The following is a 26,045-nucleotide window of genomic DNA, read 5'->3' as shown; positions in this document are numbered from 1 at the left end:
TTCTCCTTCACTAACTAAACAATTCTAACTGCTGGGCTGGCTGAAAATTCATCCAAAGGACTTCCGTCCGTGGCAGTCCTTGTTCTGCAGTCGCTGCAAATTCCAAGTGTTCCCAGTTGGATAAATACTGATTGTACAAATCACTGGCATAGCCACTAAGAATAATCTTAGCTTTGCTTTGATTCAAAACTTCTAAAAGTTCTATGTGATCCTTGTCTGTCATCTCATACTGGTACTGCTCCCTTGTTCTGGTTGACAGAACATAAGGCGGATCAATATACATGCAGACCTCTGGATGATCGAAACGGCTGATCAATTCCAGAGCTGGCCGATTCTCTATCTGCACCTTTTTCAGGCGCAGAGCAATTTCTTGAATCAGGCTAGGTAAATCATTCCAATGCTTAACAGCATAAGCACGTTCACGCCCAACGATATCATTTTTCCAGCCTGTCTTTTCTTTCAAGCGAAAGCCATGAGACATGACTGAGCGAATGAGGAAATTTACGGCCTGATCTACTTCTGTTTTGGGGTTCTTTTCCCAAGCCATGTCATAGATTTTGCGACTGTAGGGCGTAAAAAACAGCTTGTCCTGAAGGGAGTCAGGATCAGACTGAATGACTTGAAAGAGATTGACAACATCATCATTGAGGTCATTTACAGTCTCAATTGGACTGGCCGATTTGGTAAAGAGCACCGCTCCAGAACCAAAATAGGGCTCCAGATAGCTCTTATGTTCAGGCAGCAAAGCCACAATCCTCTGTGCAAGATTCCATTTGCTTCCTGGATAACGTAATAGAGATCTCATATCTTCACCTCTTTAGAGAAGGCAAATATAAAGTGCCTTTATAATTTTTAAAATACCTTTTATTCAGCATCCTAATAGCAGCTTGCCCCTGACGTGTGCGAGGTTTTTCTGTTGCTGTCTTGATACTTTTAAGTACTAGGCTTCGATCCCCAACATAATCTAGCAATTTATATGTCATAATCTTCTCCTTCAATTAACTTTCATACTTTGGGGAAGTGTGGAACTAGGTAAACAATAACCATCCTGCAAGTCCTGTTTTAAGTAAAACTCAGGGTTGCTAGTTGTTACATAGTCACTTCTCTTCCAATTTCGACGCAGGCGAGTATTGAATAGTGATACCCTTGCTTCAATCTCTTTAAACCTGAAACCTAACTTCAAATATGTTGTAACGATTTCATGAACATGTTCTTTAGACTCTTTGTTTCTAACTCTGTTATGAACCGCTTGTTCCTCATCTTCTAATTTCAAGCTTTTCTGGTATTGAATATACAGCACTCTCATTTTTTCTATCTTATTTTGCCAATTATGGTTATAAGGTTTACCAGAGTACTTGTTTACTAGGTTTCTAACAGGTTGCTTGAACTTCATCTGAATAGAATCAAATTCTCCTAAGTCAGTTAAAGGATCAATAAACCCCATTGGCTCACTATTGATTAACTGATCATAAAATTCATTTCTAATCATTTTAGCCTCCTTGTTATATCTCGTTTCAAGCACTCTTTAGGACGTATTCATCAAGTTCATCTCTTCAAATAGATTTATTTGATGATATGTAACTTCTGGTTCCTCTTGACAAGAAATATAGTCCGCAGTCTCTTCTGTTACATCTGAACTCGTTTCCTGATCATGGTCAATGACTTCATAAACTTCTAAAGTGTCTATGTCCATCACAATTTCCAATCCCTCCATGGTAAGACCCCCTTCTTCATAAGATTTTAAACGAACAAAAAAGGAGAACAGATTTCTCCGTTCTCCTCATAAATACAGGATTATTTATTATTCTAAAAACTCTTACCACTTACTCTTCCCTTTTTTAAAATTATCGCAACTAACATAAGCTGGACACTGATCAGCTGCAAAATCAAAAAGCGTCCGCTAAGGGACGCTGACTGTTTATTCCTACTTATACAAACTCAACATAATTACTATACACTAAGCCAATCAGTAATAATGATAGTTGAACGCTAATATGAATACTGTTTAATATTGGTCTAAAAATGAGAAAAGCTCAAGCTAATCCATGCGATACCTCCCAGTTACTGAACAAGCAATCCAACATTCGGAGGCAGTACCTGATAGCCAAGTTTTTCGTTTTTTATACCGTTTGTGTGGCTGCAGCTTAGGCTGATATAGTTTGACATTCTATCCTGGCAGCCTTCTTTCACGCTAATTATTTTGCTTCAATTAAGCCATAGTTTCCATCTTCTCGCCTATACAAAACATTTGTTGTTTGGTCTTCTGCATCTGTATAAATAAAGAAATCATGTCCTAGAAGCTCCATTTGAAGGATAGCCTCTTCAATATCCATAGGTTTCAAATCAATATTTTTAGTGCGAACAACCTCTATAGCTGGTGCTTCTTCTACTTCTTCAGCTTGGAATTCTGCAGAGAAGACTTCCCCCGTAGGTGTTTTTTCACGGTGTTTTCTAGCAATCTTAGTTTTATTTTTTCGAATTTGACGCTCAATTTTATCAACAACAAGGTCTATAGAACCATACATGTCTTGCGATACATCTTCTGCACGCAGGGTAACAGCACCTGTTGGAATTGTCACTTCAACTTTAGCTGTTTTTTCTCGATAAACTTTAAGATTAACACGCGCATTCAGTTCTTGATCTCCTCGAAAATACCTTTGAATCCGATCAAGTTTATTTTCAACATAGTTACGAAGAGCTTCTGTGACTTCAATATTTTCACCACGAATACTATATTTAATCATATAAAAGACCTCTTTTCTAGCTTGTTAGCGTTTTCTTGGTTCTATTATATCGCTTTCATGAAAATTTGCAAGGATTTTTATTATCTCGCTAAGGAAAAACTTTCAATCTCCGTGACGCCAGATTTTTGTAAAAGTGTGACCAAATGATGCAGGGTTGCTCCTGTTGTGTAGATGTCATCAATTAATAAAATCTTATTGGGAAGCTCCTGATTTCCGTTCAATGAAAAAGGATTACAGCTGCTTATCCTTCCTTTTCTATCTTGAGCTGATTGTTTGGCAATATCAATCTTCTGAAAGGGTTGAGAGTAGGGGAGTGATCCTATTAGCCCTATAACCTGATTAAAGCCCCGCTCTGCCATTCTCTCCGGAGAAAGCGGTACAGGAACCAGAGTGAAACCCTGCTTTAAATAAACCTTCAAATAGCTAATAACTTCATCCTGAAAAACCTGTCGCAAAAGGTAATCGCCCATGAACTTATAATGACTAAAATAATCTTTCATGCTGTCATTATAAGAATAAAGCGCCTTATGTTTGGGAATATAACCTTTTTGACACCAAATTTTACAATCTGAACACTGTCCTTTGATACCTAGTTTCCTGCAATTAGAGCAGGCAATAGCAGTATCTTGTATTTTCTCAAAAGACATCATACAACTAGAACAGGCTTGATTTCTTGCAGTTTGAAAGGTCAGCAGACCTAGGAGTCTTGTAGCATCTTGATAATCCTGATTGCAAATCAAACATTTCATACAAATCCTCCCTTATGGTTCATTTCCTTAATTTCTCGTTGACAGCGGATCATGCTTTTAGTAAGCCCATCATGAAAAAGATAGAAAAGACCTGTCGGACGGTCAATAGAACGCCCAACACGCCCACCGATTTGAATAAGACTTGATTTGGTATAAAGTCTATGATTGGCCATAGCCACAAACACATCTACCCCAGGAAATGTAACTCCTCGCTCAAGAATAGTCGTAGTAACTAGAATAGATAGCTGACCATCTCGAAAGCTCTGCACATATTCTGAACGCTCAGAGCTGGTTGAGGCAACAAAAGCAATCCTCTCATTTGGAAAAGCTTTTTGAAGCAGAGCGGTGCACAATTTACCTAGCTCAATATTGGGAAAGAAAATTAACAGCGGAAAATTTGTTTGCCGTTGTTCTCTTATTTTCATCAAGAAAACAGAAGGGAGTTTGCCTTTTTTTAGATCAGAAAGAAATTTTGGTTGCCAGATATACGTAGGTAAAACTAAGGGATTAGCGTGAAAACGTCTAGCTAGATGCAGTTTTCTTAAGAGACCTTGAGTTACCTTTTTATCCAAATCCTCTGTGGAAGTTGCTGTTAAAAAGACTTGACGACCCTCGGGTTTAATGGCCTGATCTACCGCATGATAAAGCATAGGATTATCCACATAAGGAAAGGCATCCACTTCATCCACAATAATCAAATCAAAAGTTTGATAAAACTTAAGCAGCTGATGGGTTGTCGCAATAACAAGAGGAGAGCGTTGGTAATTTTCTCCATTTGCATGCAGCAAAGCTATCGGACAGCGAAAATCTCTGCTCATACGCTCATGAAGTTCAATACAGACATCTACACGCGGACTAGCAAGTGCAACCTGACCTCCATTATCAATAACAGTTGCCACTAAGTCGTAAATCATTTCTGTTTTTCCGGCGCCAGTTACCGCATGCACCAGCATATTTTGACCTGCAGCTATGCCTTTTAAAAGTCCCTGTGATACCTCTTTTTGAAAAGGGGTCAGTTTCCCTTTCCACATTAGGTTTTTCCCTTTTACAAATGGCTGTGCGGGAAAATGATACAACAGCCGTTTCTCTTGATTCCGTCCAAAAGCAATACAAGCTCTGCAGTAATAATCATTATCCGCCAGTCGCCAATCGTCTTCTATCATCGTGCCACACCGACTGCAATAAAGTGTTTTTCCCTTGTAGACCATACTGGGAAGAGACTGCGCTTGTTCAAGCAAGTCGACGGGTACCTGAGAAGCAGTTAACAGTCTGCCATAATAATCTTCTATCTTCATACTTAATCTATTCGCGGTCATAAGCAAAATATGATAGAATTTCTTTATGAATTATAAAATGATTGCACAAGACGGTACTGTCGAAGAAGAAATCAAAAAATCACGTTTCATCTGCCATCTTAAACGGATTAAAACAGAAGAAGAAGGACGTGATTTCATTGCACAGATTAAGAAAACACACTATAAAGCCAGCCATTCTTGCTCTGCTATGATTATCGGAGAAAACAGCCTTCTGAAACGATCCAGTGATGACGGAGAGCCTTCTGGAACAGCAGGTATTCCTATGCTGACTGTCTTAGAAAAACAAGGATTAACTAATACTGTCGCAGTAGTGACACGCTATTTCGGCGGAACCAAGTTGGGGGCTGGGGGATTAATTCGTGCCTATTCTGGCAGCGTGGCCCATGCTTTAAATGAAGTTGGGCTGGTGCAGGTTAAAAAGCTCAACGGAATAGCTATTAAGCTCAGCTATTCCCAATATCAAACCTTCAGTAACTTTTTAACTCAAGAACATCTGCAAGAATTTGACACTGAATTTTCAGAGAATGTCTCTACTCATATCTACGTAGAAGAAAGTGAACTTACAGCTATCTTAGAACGCTTGACAGATTATTACAAAGGAAAAGTGTCAGTAGCAAAAAACGGCTGCAAATTGGTAGAACTCCCTGTCTGATAAAAAAAGCCTATCACTGTGATAAAAAAGATGTATTTTACAATCGTACAGTGCAAGCGTATACTGGAAATCATTAAATGGAAAAAGAGGTATACGATACTATGACAACAGTTTACAACTCTATCACTGAACTTGTCGGTAAAACACCAATTGTTAAATTAAATAATGCAGTTCCAGCTGGATCTGCCGAAGTTTACGTGAAATTGGAGGCTTTTAATCCAGGATCATCTGTAAAAGACCGTATTGCTCTTCGCATGATTGAAGATGCAGAAAAAGCAGGCACGATTAAGCCTGGAGATACTATTGTTGAACCTACATCTGGTAATACTGGAATTGGTTTAGCATGGGTCGGTGCAGCTAAAGGTTACAAAGTTGTCATTGTTATGCCTGATACGATGAGTATTGAACGCCGCAAGATTATTCAAGCCTACGGTGCAGAGCTTGTTTTGACACCAGGCGCGGAAGGAATGAAGGGCGCCATTGCTAAAGCGCAAGAAATTGCGGCTGAACGTAACGGATGGGTTCCACTTCAATTCGCTAACCCATCTAATCCTGAAGTTCATGCAGATACGACTGGGCAGGAAATCCTTGATGCCTTTGGTGCATATGGGCTGGATGCTTTTGTTGCCGGTATTGGTACCGGAGGTACCATCTCAGGCGTTTCTAAAACACTTAGAGCAGCTAATCCAAATATTAAAATCTATGGTATTGAAGCTGATGAGTCAGCTGTGCTTAATGGAGATAAACCAGGACCACACAAAATTCAGGGAATTTCAACTGGGTTTATCCCCGATACTTTAGATACAAAATCGTATGATAGTGTTGTTCGCATTCCTTCTGATGATGCAATTGAAACAGCTCGTAATATAGGAAGTCAGGAAGGTTTCCTTGCGGGTATCTCTTCAGGAGCTGCTATTGCGGCTGCTTTAAAAGTAGCCGCTGAACTAGGGGAAGGCAAAAAAGTTCTCACACTTCTCCCAGATAATGGCGAACGCTATCTATCTACTGTTCTTTATGACTTTGAATCTTGATTTTCAATAACCATTTGCAATCCAATAAAGTATACAAAAAGCAGAACCAAAGGTTCTGCTTTTTTGATATTTTAAACAAGAATTTAGTGTGGAGGTTGGGAGTAAGATTGACTGTCTGCTGTGTTAGTTTTTCCTTGCTCCACAAAATTTATTAGGAACTTTGGCACCAATGAATTACTGCTAATCAGAAGATATTATCTCTTACCCTGCAAATGATAACAGCTTTTTTAACTTCATCTTATTTTCAAGGTTAAAAACCAGAAAAAGTTGAGCTTTACGGGAGTGACTGTCAACTTTTCTCTCAGCAGTTGAATTCGGAAATCAGCACCAATAAAGATTGTATTAAAACGGTCTGAAAACAGACTGTTTTAAGCCGATAGTTAAAAATTAAGAAGCTGATGTTTTTAACCGCCTAAATAAGCTTTTCTGACTTCATCTGAAGCAAGAAGTTCTTCTCCCGTTCCTGAAAGAACGATTTCACCGCTTTCTAAGACGTAACCGCGATCTGCAATTGACAAGGCTTTATTAGCATTTTGCTCAATCAAAAGAACCGTTGTTCCTTGCTCTTTGATGGATTCAATGATATCAAAGATTTCCTGAATAAAAATAGGAGCTAATCCCATTGATGGCTCATCAAGCAGGAGTAACTTAGGACGGCTCATCAGGGCACGTCCCATGGCAAGCATTTGCTGCTCACCTCCTGAAAGAGTTGCGGCATCCTGATTCATTCGTTCTTCCAAACGCGGAAAGCGTTTGAAAACCTGTTTTAGATTCGCCCCATTTTGCTCTTTGTCTCTATTAAGAAAAGCGCCCATTTCTAAATTTTCTAAAACGGTCAAACCCGAAAATACATGACGGCCTTCTGGAACTTGTGCCAAACCATCAGCAACAATTTTACGTGCTTGCGTTTTTTGGATTTCATTGCCAAGATAGGTAATTTTCCCATCACTAGGACGGACAAGTCCTGAAATCGTCCGAAGAATTGATGTTTTACCTGCACCATTTGCTCCGATTAAAGTGACAACTTCTCCTTCATTAACTTCAAAATTAACATTGCGAACAGCTTCGATAGCACCATAGCTAATAGAGAGGTTCTCAACTTTTAACATAGACATTATGCTTCACCTCCCAGATAAGCTTCGATGACTCGTTTGTCGTTTTTAATTTCTTCTGGTGTTCCATGGGCAATTAAACGACCGTATTCTAATACATAAATGCGCTCTGTCACATCCATAACCAAACTCATATCATGCTCAATCAAAATAATAGTGATACCAAAATCTTTTTGAATTTGGCGGATGAGTTCCGTTAATTCTGCTGTTTCTTGAGGATTCATACCTGCAGCGGGCTCATCAAGAAAAAGAATTTTCGGCTCAGTTGCAAGGGCACGAACAATTTCCAATCGGCGCTGCTGCCCGTAAGATAAATTTTTGGCCAAGGCGTGTGCTTCATTTTCCAAACCAAAAATAGCAAGCAGATCCAAAGCTTTCTTTTCTAGCTTCTCTTCACTTGAATAATATTGTGGCAGGCGCAGCAAGGAAGCAAAAACATGTGAAGAGCTCTTATTAGCTAGACCAACCAGAACATTTTCAATAACAGTCATATCCTTAAAAAGACGAATATTTTGGAAAGTACGAGACAAGCCAAGTGAAGCAATTTTAGCGGGTGCTTTACCATTAAGAATCGTACCATTAAGAGTGACAGTTCCTTCTGTCGGTTCATAAACACCTGTCAGAAGGTTAAAAAGAGTCGTTTTGCCAGCACCATTAGGGCCAATCAGTCCAACTAACTCTCCTTCGTTGAGTTCAATATCAACTTGACCAACAGCGGTTAAACCGCCAAAATTTTTAGTGAGGTTTTTCACTTCAAGAAGTGCCATTAGTTTTTGCCCTCCTTATTTTTATTGAAAAATTTTGATAAGTAAAGCTCTTTGGTTCCAAGAAGACCGCTAGGGCGGAAAAGCATTACCAAAATCAGTGCCAATGAATAGATGATCATACGCAGTTCTGACATGTTTTGCAGGAACATATTTAAAATTCCTAAAACAATAGCAGCAATAACCGTTCCTGTGATTGATCCAAGTCCGCCAAGAACTGCAATAATCAGATAATCGATAGATTTCATAATGGTGAAATCTTTCGGTACGACCGTACCAATATAGCTGACATAGAGTGAACCTGCAATAGCTGAAATGATTGCACCTATAACAAAGATAGTGACCTTTAATTTGGTAATATTAACACCCATTGCTTCTGCTGCAATTTCATCTTCACGAATGGTGATAGCCTGGCGTCCAATTGAAGAACGCAGGAAATTAAGAACCAAAATCAAAATGATAACTACAAAGAAATAGATGACCGGCCAAGTTGTATAAGGCAAGATACCTGTTAATCCGGCAGCACCATTGGTTACTTCGCCGCCATTTACAATCGCAATACGAATGATTTCTGCCATTCCCAGAGTGGCAATAGCAAGATAGTCACCCTTCAAGCGAAGAGTCGGAATACCAAAGACCAGTGCCACCAATGCTGCAATGGCTGCTCCAACAAGCATTGACCAGTAAAAGCCATCATAGGTAGGATAGTAGCTTGTGATAATAGCTGAAGCATAGGCTCCGATTGCCATAAAGCCAGCCTGACCCAGTGTGAATTGGCCTGTGAAACCAAGAACCAGATTGGTTCCAAGTCCCATTAGGACACTAATACCAATTCCCATTAATATTTGAACATAGTAAAGATTCATGATTCCGGTCAGCTCAAGCACTTTCAAAATGGCGAAAATTCCAAGAATGATGGCAAGCCAGATCAGATTTATTTTAAGATTCTTTTTCATGCTACACCTTCTCTTTCAAATTCTTACCAAGAATACCTGCTGGACGAACCAAAAGGATGACAATCAAAACAGCATAAACGATGGCATCACGGTAACTTGACAGACCAATCGCTGTTGATAAGGTTTCCAAAATACCGATAACGAACCCACCGATAGCTGCTCCAGGAATAATACCGATACCACCAAGAACGGCTGCAACAAAAGCTTTAATCCCAGGTGTCATTCCCATCAACGGATCAATCGAATTATAATAAAGGCCAATCATAACACCTGCTGCTCCGGCCAAAGCTGAACCAAGGGCAAAAGTGAAACTGATCGTTGTATTAACATTAATTCCCATTAACTGAGCCGCATCGCTGTCTACAGAAACAGCGCGCATGGCTTTACCCATTTTAGTTTTTTTAACAATTAATTGCAGAGCAATCATAAGAAAGACCGCAACTGCTAAAATCATCAGCTGAATATTAGTTACTGTCACAGAACCAATATCAAAGTTAACAATTTTGATCGCCTGAGGAAACGATCTGGCATCTGCTCCTACTAAGTAAACCATTGAGTATTCTAGGAAGAAAGACACACCTATGGCTGTGATAAGAGCCGCAATTCGAGTGGAGTTGCGCAGAGGCCGATAAGCCAAGAATTCAATCACCACACCGAGAATAGCACAGACAATCATTGAAGTGACTAGAGCCAGCCAGAAATTCATATGGAAGGCATTAATTGCATAATAGCCAATGAAGGCACCCATCATGTAGATATCTCCATGGGCAAAGTTAATCAATTTGATGATACCATAAACCATGGTATAGCCAAGGGCAAGTAGGGCATAAATACTTCCCAGAATAATACCATTGACTAACTGTTGAGGAAGTTGTTCTAAAAACATAAATAACCAAACTTTCTAGTTTATTTCATAAAAACAAGGTTAGACTTGCTACATTACTTGTCAATTTCAACAGGTGCAGCTGATGTTTCCTTACCTTTTTGCATTTCAACCATCAAAGCTGTCTTAATAGGATTATGCTCAGAATCAATGGTCATACTGCCTGTGACTCCTGTAAAATCGGTTAAATTAGCAAGATTTTTCGCAATAGCAATGGAGTTATTCGCCCCCTTAGCCGCATCAGCAATCATGTAAACGGAATCATAAGCCAGAGCTGCGAATTGGTTTGGCTCTTCTCCATATTTTTTCTTATAAGCATCAATAAAAGCAGAAGCCTTATCCGACAAAGAAACATTGGTTGAATAGCCTGAAACATAATAGACATTAGAAGCATTATCTTTGCCGGCTAGTTCTATAAATTTAGCATCACTGAAACCATCAGGACCAAGGATTGGCTGTTCAATACCCATATCACGCGCCTGTTTAGTAATAATACCTGTTTCGGTGTAATAACCTGGCATAACGATAGCATCGTAGTCCAGATTTTTAAACTTAGTCAAGGCTGACTGATAATCTTTATCTCCTGAAGCAAAGGTTGCCGTAGAAACAATTTCACCCTGATACTCTGATTTAAATTCTTCTGCAATTCCTTTAGCATAATCAGACGAATTATCATAGTAGAGCACAACTTTTTTGGCATTCAAATTGCTGTAAGCATAGGCTGCTAAAACTTGGCCTTGGAAACTATCCTTAAAGGTTGTACGGAAAACATATTCCTTAACACCATTCTTATCAGAAGTCAAATCATCCTGTGTTCCAGAAGGGGTCAGAAGCGGTACACCTGTTTTTTGTGAAATCAGGCTAGAAGCTGCTGTCGCCCCCGAAGTAGCAGGACCAATAATAGCATTAACTTCGCTTCGAATGGCTAAATTAGTTGCTGCCGTTGAGGCTTCCGCATTTTCAGATTTATTGTCTTTTTTGAAAATCTCAATCTTTTTGCCATCAACACCGCCAGCTTCATTGATTTCATCAACAGCCAACTGAATACCGTTTAACTCCGCTTTACCGTAAGCTGCTACAGTTCCTGACAATTCGAGATTAACTCCAATTTTGAGTGTGTCGCCAATCTCGGTTCCTGTTGCATTGGCCGTAACATCAGGAGATTTACCACAAGCAACAAGGAAAAGTGATGTGAAAAAGGCTAGCACAGCAAGTGATATCTTTTTGGACATATCATTACTCCTTAATTTTTTCTTAAAAAAGTCTATCTTATAGCTTACAGAATTATCAGACAATTGTCAATACTTCTGTTTATTAAAAAAGCTTAGAAAACGCTATTAGTTATACCAAGGCCTCTCCTACTGATTTTTTGACAAATTTTATCAGAAATAAAAAAAACTTTCTCATTAGCGAGAAAAGTTATGGTAGTCTTTCGGTACGGAAATATCATGCCGTTCAAGACTGCCTACAAAATCCATGTCAAGATCTGTATAGTAAGATGGTACAACCTTTTTGACAGCTTTCATTTTTTTTAGCTCTGCCATAATATCTTGAGCTTTATCTGCAGCAACATAAAGGTAAACATAGCGCATACGATGTGAATGATAAAATACATCACCGAATTTAGCTACCTTACGTAAATCACGATTGTAATAAAGGTAAACCACTATTCCTTGACGGTTACTTAACATCCATATTCTCCTTAATATTATTGCCTCTGCCTTTTTTATGAGGCGGTTTGTGAGGAGCTAAAGGCAAGCCAGTGTCAACAAATATCTGAGCTGAAATAGCTTGAGCCAGCTCTTGACTAATCTGTGCTAAAATCTTTTGAACACTTGTTTCTGCCTGACGATAAGCAATCACGGTCTCATTCATATCTATCTGCCTTTTTTTCATCAAAAGCTGACGTTTCAATTGATGCACTTCTGATCTAAAAGCAGCATAGCTTTCCTGTGCTTCAAAGTCTTCCTTAAGTGCCTGAAAATCCTGAATACGCTCCTGCAGCTCGGCATTAGTCAAAAAAAGCTGACGTTTTTGCTTGTAGTTAATAGCTTCTGGTAAATCTAAAAAAGCTTTTACAATCTTATCCAAAGATTGATCAATAGCCAAAAACTCCTCATTAATGCTTAACATAAAAATATTATAGCATAAAATGAGAACTTAAAAAACCTGTCTGAAAGACAGGCTGTAACCTTAATTAAGATTATTATTTTCCATGATTTCGTCAATGAAACCGTAATCCAATGTTTCTTTGGCAGTCATCCAGTAGTCACGCTCAGCATCTTTATGAATCTGTTTAATTGTCTTACCGGAATTTTCAGACAAAATCTTTTCCAGCTTAGCACGTGTTTTGAGTAATTGCTCTGCTGCAATGGCCATATCTGACTGCTGCGTACCGCTGCCAGTACCGCCCATGGGCTGATGGATCAGATATTCGGCATTTGGAAGCATGAAGCGTTTGCCTTTAGCGCCGCTTGAGGCGATAATGGTTCCCATGGAAGCGGCTATCCCCATAACGATGGTTTGCACGTCAGATTTGATAAAATTCATGGTATCAACAATAGCCAGACCAGCTGACACTGAACCACCAGGGCTGTTAACGTAAAGGTAGATGTCCTTAGTACTGTCTTGAGCGTCCAAGAACAAAAGCTGAGCAATAATTGAATTAGCCATGTTATCCTCAACAGGACCCGTCAGCATAATAATACGATCTTTAAGCAAACGTGAATAAATATCATAGGAACGTTCACCGCGTGATGTTTGTTCAATAACAACAGGAATCATAAAATCAGTCTCCTTAAATACATAATTATTTTTTATTATAACCGTTTGGTCAAAAAAGGTCAAATATTTAACACAAAATCTTGCTTTTACACTTAAACTAAAGAATATACTGCCTTTTTTAAGTGACAATCATGTAACAAAAATATGTTAATTTTGTATTTTACTCGCTTTATTTCTCAATTTATAAAGTATATTTGATATGATAAGTATAAGGAGGTTATTGTATTATGTCAATAATCAAAAAATTAACCTACTTTTCAATCTTATCAAGCAGCATCTTATTGTTGACTGCTTGTCAGAATCAAAAGCAAACAAGCCATAAAACAACCACTAACACAGAAAAAACTGTCTCACCATCCAGCAAAACCAATACTGCCAGCAGTTCAGCCGCTACATTTCCAAAAATACTAGTGTCAGACGGGGTCTATGAAGAAAGCGACGGCAAGGTCTATACGGTCAGTAAAGGCGGTTTTGTTCTGGAGCAAACAACAGGCAGCACTGCCAATTATCAGGCAAATGGCTCTTACACAATTGAGGACAGCGACGGTACCCATGTGATCAAATCCGTAGATGGTTCCTATACCATTGAAACAGCAAGTGGGGTGCAGGTTATTTTTAACAAGGACACATCCTACGCTGTAACATTGCCTACGAGTAGTACACATGTTGGAACAGGCAATGAAGAATTGGAGGCTTACTTAACTGAAAATGGTATTGATACCATTAACAGCTACGATCGCCAAATCGCTGATATTATCCATTATCTCAACAATAATTATTGCTGAAGACCCTGAAAAAGAATGTAGATACCCTCTAAAAATGTAAACATTTAGGAAATTCTTATGGTGATATAGTTTACAATTAAACTCCTATAAACACTATTATTCCAATGTTTCTGGGAGTTTTTTTGGATTTTGAACACAAAGAAAAAAGATTGAAGAAAAAGTCCATTTTGGACAATTTTCTTCAATCTGAACTGCGTTCTTATTATTTGGTTCCAAACAATCGGTCACCAGCATCACCCAGACCTGGAACAATATAGCCGTGTTCATTAAGCTTTTCATCAAGAGCGGCTGTATAAATGTCAATATCAGGATGAGCTTCCTGAAGTTTTTTGACACCCTCTGGCGCTGCGACTAAACAGACAAATTTGATATTAGCTGCACCGCGTTTTTTCAGAGAATCAACTGCCAAAATAGCTGATCCTCCTGTTGCTAACATAGGATCCACTAAGAAAATCTGACGCTGATCAATATCCTCAGGCAATTTGACCAGATATTCCACAGGCTCAAGAGTTTCTTCATTTCGATACATACCAATATGACCAACCTTAGCCGCAGGAACAAGACTGAGCAAGCCATCAACCATACCAATCCCCGCACGTAAAATGGGGACAATAGCTAATTTTTTACCCGCCAGCTGCTTTTGAACAGTCTTTGCAACTGGTGTCTGGATTTCGACAGCCTCAAGAGGCAAATCACGCGAAACCTCATAACCCATGAGCATAGCAATCTCATTGACCAGCTCACGAAAATGTTTCGTAGAAGTATCCGTTCGACGCAAAATTGATAATTTATGCTGAATCAGCGGATGTGAAATAACTTGAAATTTTCCCATGTCTCTTACCAACTTTCAATGATTTTAAGACAATTTTACCATAAATGGTAATGGTTTGACAGTTAGCTCAAAAGGTTTTCTTTAATTTATTTCCCAAAGACCTGAGCGATACGCGCAGCGGCTTCTTTGACTGTTGCCAGAGGAGCTGCCACATTGAGACGGGCAAAATAACGACCCTCTTTCCCAAAATGAGCACCGTCATTAAGAACAACCCTAGCTTCTTTTTGCAGTTTTTCGTCCAAATCAGGCTGGGGCAAACCATAAGCTGAAAAATCCAGCCAAACCAAATAAGTTCCTTCTGGTTTTATAACCTTGATATTCGTGTGCTCAGACAGATAATCCGTTACATAATTAATATTTTCCTCAAGCACTGTTTTGAGTTCTTCCAGCCAAGGTTTGCCATAAACAAAGGCTGCTTCTGTTGTTATCAAACCTAAGGTTGGCACCTCATGCTGATTGTTTGCCAACTGTGTGATTTTAAAGCGTTTGCGGAGATTTTCATTTGGGATAATGGCAAAGCTGTTCTTGGTTCCAGCAATATTAAAGGTCTTTGTTGCAGAGCCCAAAATAATAGTAAAATCTTTGTAGGTTTCGTCAATGGTGTTGAGTGAAATGTGTTTATTTCCAAAAAGAGCCAAATCCTGATGAATTTCATCTGATACGAGAAGAACTTCATATTTTTTGCAAAGCTCTGCTATTTTCACCAAATCCTCACGTGCCCAGACACGGCCGCCAGGATTGTGGGGGCTGCAGAGAAGGTAAAGCTTAACGTCATTAGCCACAATATCTTTTTCCAGCTGATCAAAATCAATTTCAAAACGTCCATTGACAATTTGAAGAGAATTTTCCACCAACTTACGGTCATTGAGACGAACAGTGCGGGCAAAGGGATAATAGACCGGCGAATTAATAAGCACTGCTTCTCCAGCTTTGGTGAAACTTTGAATGGCAACTGAGATAGCTGGCACCACACCATCAATGAAGACAAGCTCATCTTTGCTGACATCATAGCCATGCTCTGCCTTTTCCCAATCAATAACAGCCTGATAAACGCCGTCCCATAGGTAAGGATAGCCAAAAATGTGTTTTTGACCGTAGTTGATGACAGCTTCTTTAATCTGGGGAACTGGCAAAAAGTCCATGTCTGCCACCCACATCTGAAGCAGGTCTGGATTTTCTTCCGTTTTATGCCATTTGTAGGAATGTTGATCTAAGCGGTTTGGCTGTGTTGTGAAATCGTAATTTCCCATAATTTCCTCTTTTCTGTGCAATAAAAACGAGACTTGTCTCGTTTTCAGGTTAAGCTTCAAGCGCATTTTTCAAATCATTAATCAAATCGTCCACGTCTTCAATACCAATGGAAAGGCGAAGCAAATCATCTGTTAAACCATATGAAGCACGAACATCTGACGGGATATCTGCATGGGTCTGAGTAGTAGGATAGGTAATCAAGCTTTCTACACCGCCTAAGCTTTCAGCAAAAGTGAAAACGTCAAGGGTATTGATGATATTTGGAATTTTACTTTCATCAGCTACCTTGAACGAAATCATTCCTCCCTTGCCTGTATAAAGGACTTCCTTGACTGTTGGCAGACTTTCTAAAAAATCAGCAACAGCTTTCGCATTTTCTGTTGACTTTTCCATGCGCAGCTTGAGCGTCTTAAGTCCGCGCATCAACATGTAGCTGTCAAACGGAGAGAGGTTGGGACCTGTCGTGTTGAGATTATAAAAAAGTCTATCGTAGAAGTCTTGATTGCTCGTCACAACGACACCAGCCAAAACATCATTGTGACCGGATAGATATTTAGTTGCAGAATGAACGACAATATCAGCACCCAATGGAATAGGATTTTGGTAAATAGGGCTGTAAAAAGTATTGTCCACAATAACAGCAGCGCCTTTTTCGTGCGCTAATTGAGCGACTTTTTCAATATCGAATTCAATCATGAGAGGGTTGGTCGGCGTTTCGATATAAACGATATCCGTTTCATCAGTGATAGCCGCAATCATTTCTTCTTCCGTATTAGTATAAGTAAAAGCAAAGCGTCCTTCTGCTTCTTTATCATTGAACCAACGGAAAGTTCCCCCATATAAATCACGCGCAGCAACCACTTTACTGCCTACAGGAAAAATTTCAAAAGCGAGAATAATGGCACTCATGCCAGAACTTGTTGCCAAAGCATAATCAGCCTTTTCAATAGCTGCCAGAGTCTTTTCAAGCGTTGCACGTGTTGGGTTTTTAGTACGTGTATAATCAAATCCCGTTGAGTGGCCAAACTCAGGATGCTGGTAAGTTGTTGAAAAATGAATAGGCGAAGCTAAGGCTCCTGTTGCTTCATCTGAATTAATTCCTGCATGCGCTAAGATAGTATCTAATTTAAAATCACGTGTCATTATAAACTCCCTTTACTTGTATTGCTTCTATTCTACCACTATATTCCTTAAAATACGGCATTTCGATTATTAATTTTCTTGATGACTGGTTATAAGTAATAACTATAGCAAACACAAAGGTTATTGATAAAATTTTATTGTATTACTGGACTATATCAATAGTGTATGTTACAATAGATACAATGAAATGAGTGGGAATGCTTTAAAATAGTGATTAATACTTCAAGATAAGACTATATTCAACCCCTTTTCAACTTTTATAGTTCACGTATGCTCCCTCATTTTGGTAAAAATACTGGTTTTCTAGCGGTCTTACAAGCCCAGCTGGAAGGCTGGTATTTTTATTTTTCAATAGAAAATCTCCTGCTAAAAAAGCAGGAGAGACTTTTAATTAATCTTCAATTTTTTGCGTAAGCCCTGAGCTCTTCTTCCCAACAGCTGATCTGCCATACGGGTTTTAAGTCCCAAATAGCCATAAACAGCAACGCCTATTGCCCCAACAAGGACAAGATAGATAACGCTGCCAATACGGCTATTAGATGCAATGAAGAAGGACATAAGCCAAGTAACAAGACTAACTGGTATAGCCATTAATGCAGACATAATAACGATAAGCAAAGTCTTTTTTAAAATCGTTTTACGGCTGAAGCGAGTCACAACTTGCATACGCTTATACATGAGAACAATCGGAACTCCAAGTCCGATAGCTGTCGAAAGGATTGGACCGTAAGCTCCCAGCAGCATAATCAGAGGAATTTGCAAAATCAGTTTAATGCCTAGGCCATAAAGAAAGTAGAGAATAGCTTTTCGGTTTTCAAAAAGGGCTTGAATCATGGGAGCTATAACACTGTAAAGGGCTAAAAAGATAACCTGCCCCAAGCACGCAATAAAAAGGCTTAAGGCCGTGCTGGTTGGTGCTCCGTAAAAAACAGTATAAAGCGGTTCAGCCAAGATCGCAGCTCCAACCAAAGCAGGAATCAAAACAAGAGCCAGCAGCTGCAAATTACCAATAATAAGCTTGGCCGCTGCGTAAAGATTTTTATTAACGTAATTTTCCGTCAAAAGAGGAATTCCCGCACCGCCAACGGCTGTTGCTACTGCAATCAAAATCATGGTGATTTTATTGGGATTAGATGAGAAGTAAGCATAGAGCACTTTCAGTTCTTGATGACTGTAGGTGCTGATATTTTCCATGGTTTTAATAAAGGTAAATTGATCCACCATTTGAAAAATTTGAATGGCAGAGCCTGTGATGATAAATGGCAAAGCTTCTTTAAAGGTCTCAATCACAATAGCTCTTGCATCTATATCAGGATGAACTTGCTGTTTGCCAAAGATTGATGTGAATTTACCTTCTTTCCATAAATAGAAAAAAAGTACAGCAACACTGGCAAGCATTCCAATAAAGGCTGCAAAGGTTGACTGAACAACGGCGGTTGTATAATCACCTGAGCCTATTTTCATGATGAAAAAGGTGGCCAGCAGCATCCAAATAACCCGAATAATCTGCTCTGCAATTTGACTCATGGCATAGGGTTTAAGATTATTGAAGCCTTGGAAAAAGCCACGCAGAACCGACATAGATGGAAAGATTAGCACTGCCCAAGCTAGACTTTTTAACACACGTATGCCATCTTGACCAGACCAGCCCGACCAAGCAGATAAAAGCGGAGCTCCTATATACATAATGATGGCAAAAATCAGGCCCAAGCCCAGCATATAATATAAAATACGTTTGAGCAGGAAATAGCTGGTTGCTTCCTGCCCTAAAGTATTGTATTTAGATACTTGTTTCGCAATGGCAACAGGAATACCCGCAGTCGAAATCAGCAGAAAAAGGGCGTAAATATTATAGCCCATCCCAAAAAGGGCATTGGCCTCATTTCCGTGCGTTCCCATCCAAGCAAACCAAGGGATGATGTAAACAGCTCCCAGAAGACGGCTGATAATATTAGAAGTTGTCAGCCATGCTGTTCCCTTGACCATTTGCTCCTGCTGAGACAGTTTTGTTTTGTTTTCAGTCATAATCATCTTTCTAAAAATCGCATAATATTATTTTTATTATAAACTTTTGATTGTGACTTGTAAAACGGCGGCTTTCAGTCTAAAATAGGTAGTATGATTAGCATTGAAACAACGCTTGATATTTTAAAAGCAGATAAAAATTTTCGTGAGATTATTGCAAACGGCAGCTATTACTTTAATTGGTCTGATGCCAGCTTTAAAAAACTGTCCTACGACAGTCGTGATACCGATGCCGACACTCTTTTTTTCGTTAAAGGCGCAGCTTTTAAAAAAGAGTTCCTAGAAGATGCCGTACAGCGTGGATTGACTTTTTACGTTGCTGAAAAAGATTACGAGGTAGGCATTCCTGCTGTTATTGTTAACGATATTAAACAAGCAATGAGTTTAGTAGCACAGGCTTTTTACCAAAATCCGCAGGAGAAGCTGAAACTCCTCGCTTTTACAGGAACCAAAGGTAAGACCACAGCGGCCTATTTTGCCTATCATATTCTCAAAAGAAGCCATAAACCTGCTATGCTGTCTACCATGAACACTACACTTGATGGCAAGACTTTCTTTAAGTCCACTCTGACGACACCTGAAAGTCTCGATCTTTTTCGAATGATGGCCGAAGCTGTCACAAACGGCATGACCCATCTCATCATGGAAGTTTCCAGTCAAGCTTTTCTGGTTAAGCGGGTCTATGGGCTGACCTTTGATGTCGGTGTTTTTCTTAATATCAGTCCTGACCATATCGGCCCTATTGAGCATCCAACTTTTGAAGATTATTTTTATCATAAACGGCTCTTATTGGACAATAGCAGAGCTGTTGTTATCAATAGCGGTATGGATCATTTTGAGCTCGTCCGCGATCAGGTCGCTCAAAAAGAACATGATTTTTATGGAGCTGTTTCGGATAATACCTTGCAGCAGCAAAAAGCCTTTACTTTTGAGGCTCAAGGAAAATTAGCCGGACATTACGACATTCAGTTAATTGGGGGCTTCAATCAGGAAAACGCCCTAGCTGCCGGCCTTGCTTGCCTTCGTTTAGATGCTAGCCTTGAAGATATTAAAAAGGGTATCGCTGACACATCTGTTCCTGGGCGCATGGAAGTTTTAACCCAGAAAAATGGTGCTAAAATCTTCGTGGACTATGCCCATAACGGCGATAGTCTAGATAAATTGTTAAACGTCGTCAGTCAGCATCAAACTGGACAGCTCTTCTTGATTCTGGGGGCTCCTGGAAATAAAGGAGAGAGCCGCCGTAAAGATTTTGGAACAGTTCTCAACCGCTACCCTAACGTTGAAGTGATTTTATCTGCAGATGATCCCAATTTTGAAGATCCTTTAGTCATTTGTCAGGAAATTGCCAGCCATATTGACCGTGATGTCCGTATTATAACAGATCGTCAAGAAGCCATTAAGCAGGCAATGCAACTAACCGCTTCTGCCAATGATGCTCTTGTCATTGCCGGAAAAGGAGCCGATGCTTTTCAAATTATCGAAGGTAAACGTGCAGCTTATGCTGGGGACATAACTGTTGCTAAACAATTTTTGTGATATAAAGGTCTAAATATTCAATCAAACTGCTTGGTTTATATAAACAAGTATAGGCTCTATTTTCTATAACTATTCTTATTTATCCTACAAGGCTTCTTTAAGCCTTTTTTCTATGGTATAATACTGGCATGATTTTGACAATCAAATAAAAAAGAAAGGAGCTTTGCATGTCACAAATTCGTGCTGAAGATATTCAGGTCAGCTATGATAAAAATATCATCATTGATCAACTCAGTTTGGAAATCCCAGAAGGAAAAATAACAACAATTATTGGCTCAAATGGCTGCGGAAAGTCAACCCTTTTAAAGGCTTTAACACGCATTCAGAATTTAAACAGTGGGTCTATTTTTCTTGATGGGGATTCCATTGCAAGCCTTCCCACCAAAGAAATTGCCAAAAAAATGGCTTTGCTTCCCCAAGTGCTTGAGGCTACTGAGGGTATCTCAGTTTATGAATTGATTTCTTATGGTCGCTTTCCCCATCAAAAATATCTGGGAATGCTGACCAAACAGGATCGGGACAAAATCCACTGGGCTATGGAAGTCACACGCACAACCAGCTTTGCCAATTTGGAGGTTGATGATTTGTCTGGCGGACAGCGCCAGCGTGTCTGGATTGCCATGGCTTTAGCTCAAGATACAGATACTATCTTTCTTGACGAGCCGACTACTTATCTGGATCTCAACCATCAGCTGGAAATATTAGAACTGTTAAACCGTCTCAATAAAGAATCCGGAAAAACAATCATTATGGTCTTACATGATCTCAATCTTTCCGCCCGCTTTTCTGACCGCCTCATTGCTATGAAAGATGGTCAGGTTCATTATCAGGGAAAGGCTGAGGAGGTTATGACCTCTGAGATTTTGCGTGATATTTTTCAGATTGATGCCCATATTGTCAGCGATCCGATTCACAACAAACCTACCGTTTTGACCTATCAGCTGCTTGCAGACTGAGGTTAGAACGCTCACATAGATATCTAGGTATCGCAGCCTAGATAAGCGGCTGATAAATCGTTTGAGATTATCAGCCATTTCACAAAGGAGTATTTTATGACTGTTAAAAAATGGGTTACTCTGCTTGTAACCGCTCTGGCAGCCGTTTTTGTGCTGACTGCTTGTTCAGGCTCATCAGAAAAAAAGACCTCTTCTTCTGATAGCTCTGCTATTTCTTCAATGCCTAAAATTGATGGGGTTAAATATTATGGAGATGTCCCTAAAAACCCTAAAAAGGTGGTTAATTTCGCCTATTCATACACAGGCTATCTGCTTCAATTAGGCGTTAATGTGTCCAGTTATTCTCTTGATGCAGAAAAAAACAGCCCTGCTTTTGGTGAGCAATTAAAAGATGCCGTACAGCTGACTGCTGACGATACCGAAGCTATCGCTGCGCAAGAACCAGACTTAATCATCGTCTTTGCTGGCAGTGATAATATTGACAAGCTAAAAGAAATCGCCCCAGTTATCGAAGTTACCTATGGTAAATCTGATTACCTGCAAATGCTGGATGATTTAGCCGCGATTTTTGGTAAAGAAGATAAAGCTAAAGAATGGCGCAAAACTTGGGATAAAAAAGTCGAAAATGCTAAAAAAGAACTAAGTAGCTACGTTTCATCAGATACAACCTTCACTGTTATGGATTTCTATGATAAAAATATCACCATCTATGGCAATAATTTTGGCCGCGGAGGAGAATTGATTTATGATGCTCTTGGTTACTCAGCACCGCAGACCGTTCAAGATGAGGTCATCAATAAGGATGGCTGGCTGAGCATTTCTCAAGAAACTCTGGGCAATTATGTCGGTGACTATCTTGTTATGGATGTCAATAAAGACAGCAGCGAATCTGCTGCTTCCCTAAAAGAAAGCGATGTCTACAAAAACTTACCAGCCGTCCAAAACGGTAAGGCTCTTGAACTTGACTACGATCTTTTCTATTTCTCTGATCCAATGTCACTTGATAAACAAATTGATGCCTTTGTTGACGCTGTCAAGAAAGTTAATCAATAACGCATTGCCCTTTAAAGGAACTTCATATGTCAGAAACAAATTCCTTGCAGTATCAAAATAAGCCAAAAACACTTTGGCTTGTTTTTTTCATTATCCTTGTCCTATTTGGCAGCGGCTGCTATTTTGGAGCCCGATTTGGCACTATCAACTACACTCATAACCAGTTAATGAATGTGCTTAAGAATCCCGCCGTAAATTCCGATATCCAAGATGTCATTTTCGATCTGCGTATTCCAAGACTCTTTGCTGCTATACTAGTGGGAGCAGCTATGTCTCAGGCCGGAGCCATCATGCAGGGAGTTACGCGCAATCCTATTGCTGACCCTGGGCTCTTAGGAATCAATGCTGGCGCTGGCCTGGCACTAATTTTAGCTTATGCTTTTTTAGGAAGTCTGCATTACAGTCTTATCTTAGTCATCTGCCTGTTGGGATCTCTTTTGGCGACCTTGCTGGTTTTTGGCCTCGCCTATCAATCAAAACACGGCTATAATCAACTCAGATTAATCTTAGCCGGAGCCATGGTCGCAACTTTTTTTAGTGCTATCGGACAGGCAGTCACTATCTATTTTGATTTAGAAAAAACAGTTATTGGCTGGCAGTCAGGTGGTTTTTCTCAGATCAACTGGAAAATGCTGGCTATCATTGCCCCTTTTATCCTAGTCGGCCTTTTGCTAGCGCAGCTATTAGCACATCAACTCACTATCCTCAGCCTCAATGAAACGGTAGCCAAGGCCCTGGGACAAGAGACTTTCAAAATAACCATTTTTCTTCTTTTAATTGTCCTGCTTTTATCTGGGGCTGCGGTTGCTTTGGTTGGCTCTATTTCTTTTTTAGGCCTAATTATTCCGCATTTCATCCGTTTATTTGTGCCAAAAGATTATCGCTTGATTCTTCCTCTAACCGCTTTCTCTGGGGCTGCTTTTATGATCTGGGTAGATCTCATTAGCCGTACTATTAACGCTCCTACAGAAGTGCCTATCAATGCTCTTATCAGTATCATAGGATTACCTTCTTTCCTCTGGCTGGTTAGAAAGGGGAGGAACTTATGACAAGCAATCATGACATTAAAAAGATTTTTGCCTTGCTTGGACTGCTGGTTCTTGTGCTATTTGTCCTTTCCCTTTCTCTTGGCTACAGCTCAAAGTCCTTGCTTGATGTTCTTTCCGTTTTTACGGGAAAGGCTTCACAGTCAACCAATTTTATCATTACTAAAATTCGGCTGCCTCGTGCTATGGCCTGCATTATTGGCGGAGCTTCTCTAGCAATGAGCGGCGTTCTCTTACAAACCCTGACACGCAATCCATTGGCGGACTCTGGCATTTTAGGCATTAATACCGGTGCTGGATTAATTGTCGCCATTGCAGTTAGCTTTTTTGACTTATCTAATCCTGTCATCATCGCTGTCCTGCCTTTTTTAGCCATGGTTGGCGGAGGCGGAACAATTTTATTGGTTTACTTAATAGCGCGCAAAAAAAATCACGGTATCAGCCCTACCCGTCTCATTATCACAGGAGTTGGCGTTTCAACTATGCTTTCTGGTATTATGGTATCTTTAACCAGCAAGATGGATGACAATAAAATAGAGTACATCACAAATTGGTTAAGCGGTAAAATTACTGGCGATGACTGGACAGTCATTAGTCTATTGGCTCCGCTGATGATAATCACCTGGGGAATGACCTATAGCCGCAGCCAGCAGCTCAATATCATGAACCTCAATGAACAAACCGCCTTGGCCTTGGGACTTAACCTGCAAAAAGAACGCCTAATAACTCTGATGCTGTCAACTGTTTTAGCTGCTTTTAGCGTCGTTATTATTGGAAATATCACTTTCGTTGGTTTGGTTGCCGGTCATATTAGCAGGCGTTATCTAGGCAGTAACCATCGTATTCTTCTGCCAGCAAGTATGTTATGCGGAACGGCTATGCTTCTTTTGGCGGACACCATTGGACGGGTTCTTTTGGTAGGAACAGGTATCCCAACAGGCCTTATCGTTTCAGTCATTGGAGCACCTTATTTCCTCTATTTAATGACAAAAATTCAGCAGTAAAAATACACTCAGCCTTTTAGCTCCACCTTACAAAAGTGTAAGAAAGGATTAGCGCTTTCTATGTTATGATAAAAGCTCATTAAATAATAGGAGCACTTTTATGCCTTTCAAACCAACCACATTCAAAAAGCTGTTATCTCATCCTATCAGTCTCAGTCTACTGTTTATCCTCTTTCTTGTTATCAGCAGTCTAATAAGTACTGGGCTCAGCAATTTGTTGCTGAACATTTTAGGAATATCACAGCAAAACACAGCCAATCCTGTCTTAGATCTTATCCTGCAGGGGATTGCTTATGCCAGCAATGCCCTACCTCTTCTTCTCTGGGTTCGCTATGTCGAAAAACGATCAATTTTTTCGCTAGGGTTATCTATCAAAACCTCAAAATGGAAAACGCTAATTCAAGGATGGCTGATTTCTTTAGTACTGTGTTGTCTTATCGTTGCAGTCTTTTTAGTTACTGGTGCCGTCAGGCTTAAAGCCGTTCACTTATCGGTATTTTCACTGCCTCTGCTGCTATTTGCATTTGTGGTTCGTCATTTACAGGCTGGCAGCGAAGAACTTCTCACCCGCGGCTGGTATTTCCCTAGCCTTAGCAAGTCACTGGGAAAATGGGCAGGCCTTCTGATTTCTTCTTTAGTTTTTGGCCTTTTGCATGTAGCATCAGGCTATGTAGACGGTGTTTTTATTCTCAACGTCATACTATTTGCCATCTTTCTTTGTCTCTATACCTGGGAGAAAGGAAATATCTGGGGGGCTATTGCCATTCATGGTTTTAATAATTTTCTTTTTTCTGCTATCTTTGCATTTGATACACCAGCTTATAAAGCTCCCTCATACGCCATTTTTATCTTAGAAAACCATAGCAAGCATTTACTTGACAATGGCTTTTTTGGTAGCAGCATTGCCTGTGTTCTGTATGAAACAATGGTACTTATTCTAATTGGCAAAAGATTATTCCGTAATAAAAAAGAGGGGAACAAAAATTGAACTGCACCCCCAAAAGTTAGACAAATAATTATTGAAAGGATTTAGTTCTGTATTGGACAGGACTGAGTCCTTTTTGTTTTGACTTAATGCACTTGTTGTTGTAGTAAAAAATGTAATCTGTGATAGCTTGTTCAAGTTGGTCAAGGGACTTAAAACTCTTCTCATAGCCATAGAACATCTCAGATTTGAGAATGCCAAAGAAGGACTCTATCATGCCATTGTCGGGACTATTGCCCTTACGTGACATAGACGGACGAATCCCTTTTGAACTCAAAAAGCAATGGCAATCAGGTAACTTCTCTGTATTTTGAAAGTTTTGTAACTGCACATATGAATCTGCCTGATAAAAATTATCTCTAAAGCTGATTTTGCAGCGCTAATATTGCCACATAAGCAATACCCAAAACATCACAAATAGTTTCATATCATCAA

27 protein-coding genes and 1 pseudogene are annotated in these 26,045 nt (G+C 39.7%); 9 read left to right on the top strand and 19 right to left on the bottom strand.

The genetic code is table 11. The features are described from left to right. Positions 1–10 precede the first annotated feature (10 nt). The 6 genes from ACVRZ8_RS03325 to ACVRZ8_RS03300 all read right to left on the bottom strand — a co-directional run bounded on the left by ACVRZ8_RS03325 (position 11) and on the right by ACVRZ8_RS03300 (position 4,788). A complete protein-coding gene (locus tag ACVRZ8_RS03325; RefSeq protein ID WP_447447916.1) occupies positions 11–805 on the bottom strand; it encodes a DNA adenine methylase in 795 nt (264 codons plus the stop codon). A gap of 189 nt (positions 806–994) precedes the next feature. After that, a complete protein-coding gene (locus tag ACVRZ8_RS03320) occupies positions 995–1,489 on the bottom strand; it encodes a modification methylase Sau96I (RefSeq protein ID WP_447447915.1) in 495 nt (164 codons plus the stop codon). Between the two features lie 36 nt (positions 1,490–1,525). After that, complete coding sequence (locus ACVRZ8_RS03315) at positions 1,526–1,714, bottom strand: hypothetical protein (RefSeq protein ID WP_047208994.1); 189 nt, start codon at positions 1,712–1,714, stop codon at positions 1,526–1,528. Positions 1,715–2,195: 481 nt separating this feature from the next. Further along, complete coding sequence (gene hpf, locus ACVRZ8_RS03310) at positions 2,196–2,744, bottom strand: ribosome hibernation-promoting factor, HPF/YfiA family (protein WP_447447914.1); 549 nt, start codon at positions 2,742–2,744, stop codon at positions 2,196–2,198. Between the two features lie 80 nt (positions 2,745–2,824). Next, positions 2,825–3,244: a ComF family protein gene (locus tag ACVRZ8_RS03305; RefSeq protein WP_447447913.1), complete on the bottom strand. Its 420-nt coding sequence runs from the start codon at positions 3,242–3,244 to the stop codon at positions 2,825–2,827. A 245-nt stretch (positions 3,245–3,489) separates the two neighbouring features. Next, positions 3,490–4,788, bottom strand: a complete 1,299-nt coding sequence (locus ACVRZ8_RS03300; protein WP_447447912.1) for an ATP-dependent helicase ComFA — start codon at positions 4,786–4,788, stop codon at positions 3,490–3,492. 46 nt (positions 4,789–4,834) lie between these two features. Here ACVRZ8_RS03300 and ACVRZ8_RS03295 point away from each other — a divergent pair, with 46 nt between their 5' ends. After that, positions 4,835–5,461 carry a YigZ family protein gene (locus ACVRZ8_RS03295; RefSeq protein ID WP_447447911.1) on the top strand — a complete coding sequence of 209 codons (627 nt, stop codon included), beginning with the start codon at positions 4,835–4,837 and terminating at the stop codon, positions 5,459–5,461. Positions 5,462–5,562: 101 nt separating this feature from the next. Then, on the top strand, positions 5,563–6,492 hold the full coding sequence (gene cysK, locus ACVRZ8_RS03290) for a cysteine synthase A (RefSeq protein ID WP_447447941.1): 930 nt from the start codon (positions 5,563–5,565) through the stop codon (positions 6,490–6,492). A 404-nt stretch (positions 6,493–6,896) separates the two neighbouring features. On the opposite strand, the gene ACVRZ8_RS03285 is transcribed toward cysK, so the two are convergent. From ACVRZ8_RS03285 to clpP, 8 genes are all read right to left on the bottom strand, one after another. Further along, complete coding sequence (locus tag ACVRZ8_RS03285; protein WP_447447910.1) at positions 6,897–7,607, bottom strand: ABC transporter ATP-binding protein; 711 nt, start codon at positions 7,605–7,607, stop codon at positions 6,897–6,899. Next, positions 7,607–8,371: an ABC transporter ATP-binding protein gene (locus ACVRZ8_RS03280; RefSeq protein ID WP_447447909.1), complete on the bottom strand. Its 765-nt coding sequence runs from the start codon at positions 8,369–8,371 to the stop codon at positions 7,607–7,609. The genes ACVRZ8_RS03285 and ACVRZ8_RS03280 overlap by 1 nt, the downstream gene beginning before the upstream one ends. Further along, a complete protein-coding gene (locus ACVRZ8_RS03275; protein ID WP_447447908.1) occupies positions 8,371–9,324 on the bottom strand; it encodes a branched-chain amino acid ABC transporter permease in 954 nt (317 codons plus the stop codon). Before ACVRZ8_RS03275 ends, ACVRZ8_RS03280 begins: the two co-directional genes overlap by 1 nt. Position 9,325: 1 nt before the next feature. Next, positions 9,326–10,210 carry a branched-chain amino acid ABC transporter permease gene (locus tag ACVRZ8_RS03270; RefSeq protein WP_447447907.1) on the bottom strand — a complete coding sequence of 295 codons (885 nt, stop codon included), beginning with the start codon at positions 10,208–10,210 and terminating at the stop codon, positions 9,326–9,328. 53 nt (positions 10,211–10,263) lie between these two features. Further along, on the bottom strand, positions 10,264–11,439 hold the full coding sequence (locus ACVRZ8_RS03265; protein ID WP_447447906.1) for an ABC transporter substrate-binding protein: 1,176 nt from the start codon (positions 11,437–11,439) through the stop codon (positions 10,264–10,266). A 174-nt stretch (positions 11,440–11,613) separates the two neighbouring features. Further along, entirely contained in the window at positions 11,614–11,898 is a 285-nt protein-coding gene (locus tag ACVRZ8_RS03260) for a DUF2129 domain-containing protein (protein WP_447447905.1), read from the bottom strand. Next, on the bottom strand, positions 11,888–12,340 hold the full coding sequence (locus ACVRZ8_RS03255; RefSeq protein ID WP_447447904.1) for a YlbF/YmcA family competence regulator: 453 nt from the start codon (positions 12,338–12,340) through the stop codon (positions 11,888–11,890). The genes ACVRZ8_RS03260 and ACVRZ8_RS03255 overlap by 11 nt, the downstream gene beginning before the upstream one ends. Before the next feature lie 60 nt (positions 12,341–12,400). Continuing rightward, complete coding sequence (clpP, locus tag ACVRZ8_RS03250; RefSeq protein WP_447447903.1) at positions 12,401–12,991, bottom strand: ATP-dependent Clp protease proteolytic subunit ClpP; 591 nt, start codon at positions 12,989–12,991, stop codon at positions 12,401–12,403. 227 nt (positions 12,992–13,218) lie between these two features. On the opposite strand from clpP, the gene ACVRZ8_RS03245 reads away from it, so the two are divergent. After that, on the top strand, positions 13,219–13,776 hold the full coding sequence (locus ACVRZ8_RS03245) for a hypothetical protein (protein WP_447447902.1): 558 nt from the start codon (positions 13,219–13,221) through the stop codon (positions 13,774–13,776). A 202-nt stretch (positions 13,777–13,978) separates the two neighbouring features. On the opposite strand, the gene upp is transcribed toward ACVRZ8_RS03245, so the two are convergent. The 4 genes from upp to ACVRZ8_RS03225 all read right to left on the bottom strand — a co-directional run bounded on the left by upp (position 13,979) and on the right by ACVRZ8_RS03225 (position 19,027). Continuing rightward, the gene (gene upp, locus ACVRZ8_RS03240; protein WP_447447901.1) at positions 13,979–14,608 is read right to left on the bottom strand and encodes a uracil phosphoribosyltransferase; all 630 of its coding nucleotides are present in this window, start codon (positions 14,606–14,608) and stop codon (positions 13,979–13,981) included. Positions 14,609–14,694: 86 nt separating this feature from the next. Beyond that, positions 14,695–15,858, bottom strand: coding sequence for a MalY/PatB family protein (locus ACVRZ8_RS03235; protein WP_447447900.1), 1,164 nt, complete (start codon positions 15,856–15,858; stop codon positions 14,695–14,697). Positions 15,859–15,907: 49 nt separating this feature from the next. Then, complete coding sequence (locus tag ACVRZ8_RS03230; RefSeq protein ID WP_447447899.1) at positions 15,908–17,002, bottom strand: cystathionine gamma-synthase; 1,095 nt, start codon at positions 17,000–17,002, stop codon at positions 15,908–15,910. Between the two features lie 387 nt (positions 17,003–17,389). Continuing rightward, on the bottom strand, positions 17,390–19,027 hold the full coding sequence (locus ACVRZ8_RS03225) for a putative polysaccharide biosynthesis protein (RefSeq protein ID WP_447447898.1): 1,638 nt from the start codon (positions 19,025–19,027) through the stop codon (positions 17,390–17,392). Between the two features lie 93 nt (positions 19,028–19,120). Between ACVRZ8_RS03225 and ACVRZ8_RS03220 the strand changes: the two genes are divergently transcribed. The 6 genes from ACVRZ8_RS03220 (at position 19,121) to ACVRZ8_RS03195 (ending at position 25,613) form a co-directional block, all read left to right on the top strand. After that, positions 19,121–20,566, top strand: a complete 1,446-nt coding sequence (locus tag ACVRZ8_RS03220) for a UDP-N-acetylmuramoyl-L-alanyl-D-glutamate--L-lysine ligase (RefSeq protein WP_447447897.1) — start codon at positions 19,121–19,123, stop codon at positions 20,564–20,566. A gap of 167 nt (positions 20,567–20,733) precedes the next feature. Continuing rightward, positions 20,734–21,522, top strand: a complete 789-nt coding sequence (locus ACVRZ8_RS03215; RefSeq protein WP_447447896.1) for an ABC transporter ATP-binding protein — start codon at positions 20,734–20,736, stop codon at positions 21,520–21,522. A 96-nt stretch (positions 21,523–21,618) separates the two neighbouring features. Further along, on the top strand, positions 21,619–22,575 hold the full coding sequence (locus ACVRZ8_RS03210) for an ABC transporter substrate-binding protein (RefSeq protein ID WP_447447895.1): 957 nt from the start codon (positions 21,619–21,621) through the stop codon (positions 22,573–22,575). 26 nt (positions 22,576–22,601) lie between these two features. Beyond that, the gene (locus tag ACVRZ8_RS03205) at positions 22,602–23,624 is read left to right on the top strand and encodes a FecCD family ABC transporter permease (protein ID WP_447447894.1); all 1,023 of its coding nucleotides are present in this window, start codon (positions 22,602–22,604) and stop codon (positions 23,622–23,624) included. Then, positions 23,621–24,625, top strand: a complete 1,005-nt coding sequence (locus tag ACVRZ8_RS03200) for a FecCD family ABC transporter permease (RefSeq protein WP_447447893.1) — start codon at positions 23,621–23,623, stop codon at positions 24,623–24,625. Before ACVRZ8_RS03205 ends, ACVRZ8_RS03200 begins: the two co-directional genes overlap by 4 nt. Positions 24,626–24,725: 100 nt before the next feature. Beyond that, positions 24,726–25,613, top strand: coding sequence for a CPBP family intramembrane glutamic endopeptidase (locus ACVRZ8_RS03195; protein WP_447447892.1), 888 nt, complete (start codon positions 24,726–24,728; stop codon positions 25,611–25,613). A 28-nt stretch (positions 25,614–25,641) separates the two neighbouring features. Here ACVRZ8_RS03195 and ACVRZ8_RS03190 read toward each other — a convergent pair. Next, positions 25,642–25,959, bottom strand: a pseudogene (locus ACVRZ8_RS03190) (transposase); the annotation flags it as partial. Between the last annotated feature and the right edge of the window lie 86 nt (positions 25,960–26,045).

The organism is Streptococcus dentiloxodontae (assembly GCF_053206925.1).
This window is presented reverse-complemented; position numbering and strand designations above follow the sequence as displayed.

Bases quoted from the DNA above. Each gene is read 5' to 3' on its own strand.
- ACVRZ8_RS03325 (WP_447447916.1), bottom strand. From the start codon at position 805: ATGAGATCTCTATTACGTTATCCAGGAAGCAAATGGAATCTTGCACAG.
- ACVRZ8_RS03320 (WP_447447915.1), bottom strand. From the start codon at position 1,489: ATGATTAGAAATGAATTTTATGATCAGTTAATCAATAGTGAGCCAATG.
- ACVRZ8_RS03315 (WP_047208994.1), bottom strand. From the start codon at position 1,714: ATGGAGGGATTGGAAATTGTGATGGACATAGACACTTTAGAAGTTTAT.
- hpf (WP_447447914.1), bottom strand. From the start codon at position 2,744: ATGATTAAATATAGTATTCGTGGTGAAAATATTGAAGTCACAGAAGCT.
- ACVRZ8_RS03305 (WP_447447913.1), bottom strand. From the start codon at position 3,244: ATGAAAGATTATTTTAGTCATTATAAGTTCATGGGCGATTACCTTTTG.
- ACVRZ8_RS03300 (WP_447447912.1), bottom strand. From the start codon at position 4,788: ATGAAGATAGAAGATTATTATGGCAGACTGTTAACTGCTTCTCAGGTA.
- ACVRZ8_RS03295 (WP_447447911.1), top strand. From the start codon at position 4,835: ATGAATTATAAAATGATTGCACAAGACGGTACTGTCGAAGAAGAAATC.
- cysK (WP_447447941.1), top strand. From the start codon at position 5,563: ATGACAACAGTTTACAACTCTATCACTGAACTTGTCGGTAAAACACCA.
- ACVRZ8_RS03285 (WP_447447910.1), bottom strand. From the start codon at position 7,607: ATGTCTATGTTAAAAGTTGAGAACCTCTCTATTAGCTATGGTGCTATC.
- ACVRZ8_RS03280 (WP_447447909.1), bottom strand. From the start codon at position 8,371: ATGGCACTTCTTGAAGTGAAAAACCTCACTAAAAATTTTGGCGGTTTA.
- ACVRZ8_RS03275 (WP_447447908.1), bottom strand. From the start codon at position 9,324: ATGAAAAAGAATCTTAAAATAAATCTGATCTGGCTTGCCATCATTCTT.
- ACVRZ8_RS03270 (WP_447447907.1), bottom strand. From the start codon at position 10,210: ATGTTTTTAGAACAACTTCCTCAACAGTTAGTCAATGGTATTATTCTG.
- ACVRZ8_RS03265 (WP_447447906.1), bottom strand. From the start codon at position 11,439: ATGTCCAAAAAGATATCACTTGCTGTGCTAGCCTTTTTCACATCACTT.
- ACVRZ8_RS03260 (WP_447447905.1), bottom strand. From the start codon at position 11,898: ATGTTAAGTAACCGTCAAGGAATAGTGGTTTACCTTTATTACAATCGT.
- ACVRZ8_RS03255 (WP_447447904.1), bottom strand. From the start codon at position 12,340: ATGTTAAGCATTAATGAGGAGTTTTTGGCTATTGATCAATCTTTGGAT.
- clpP (WP_447447903.1), bottom strand. From the start codon at position 12,991: ATGATTCCTGTTGTTATTGAACAAACATCACGCGGTGAACGTTCCTAT.
- ACVRZ8_RS03245 (WP_447447902.1), top strand. From the start codon at position 13,219: ATGTCAATAATCAAAAAATTAACCTACTTTTCAATCTTATCAAGCAGC.
- upp (WP_447447901.1), bottom strand. From the start codon at position 14,608: ATGGGAAAATTTCAAGTTATTTCACATCCGCTGATTCAGCATAAATTA.
- ACVRZ8_RS03235 (WP_447447900.1), bottom strand. From the start codon at position 15,858: ATGGGAAATTACGATTTCACAACACAGCCAAACCGCTTAGATCAACAT.
- ACVRZ8_RS03230 (WP_447447899.1), bottom strand. From the start codon at position 17,002: ATGACACGTGATTTTAAATTAGATACTATCTTAGCGCATGCAGGAATT.
- ACVRZ8_RS03225 (WP_447447898.1), bottom strand. From the start codon at position 19,027: ATGACTGAAAACAAAACAAAACTGTCTCAGCAGGAGCAAATGGTCAAG.
- ACVRZ8_RS03220 (WP_447447897.1), top strand. From the start codon at position 19,121: ATGATTAGCATTGAAACAACGCTTGATATTTTAAAAGCAGATAAAAAT.
- ACVRZ8_RS03215 (WP_447447896.1), top strand. From the start codon at position 20,734: ATGTCACAAATTCGTGCTGAAGATATTCAGGTCAGCTATGATAAAAAT.
- ACVRZ8_RS03210 (WP_447447895.1), top strand. From the start codon at position 21,619: ATGACTGTTAAAAAATGGGTTACTCTGCTTGTAACCGCTCTGGCAGCC.
- ACVRZ8_RS03205 (WP_447447894.1), top strand. From the start codon at position 22,602: ATGTCAGAAACAAATTCCTTGCAGTATCAAAATAAGCCAAAAACACTT.
- ACVRZ8_RS03200 (WP_447447893.1), top strand. From the start codon at position 23,621: ATGACAAGCAATCATGACATTAAAAAGATTTTTGCCTTGCTTGGACTG.
- ACVRZ8_RS03195 (WP_447447892.1), top strand. From the start codon at position 24,726: ATGCCTTTCAAACCAACCACATTCAAAAAGCTGTTATCTCATCCTATC.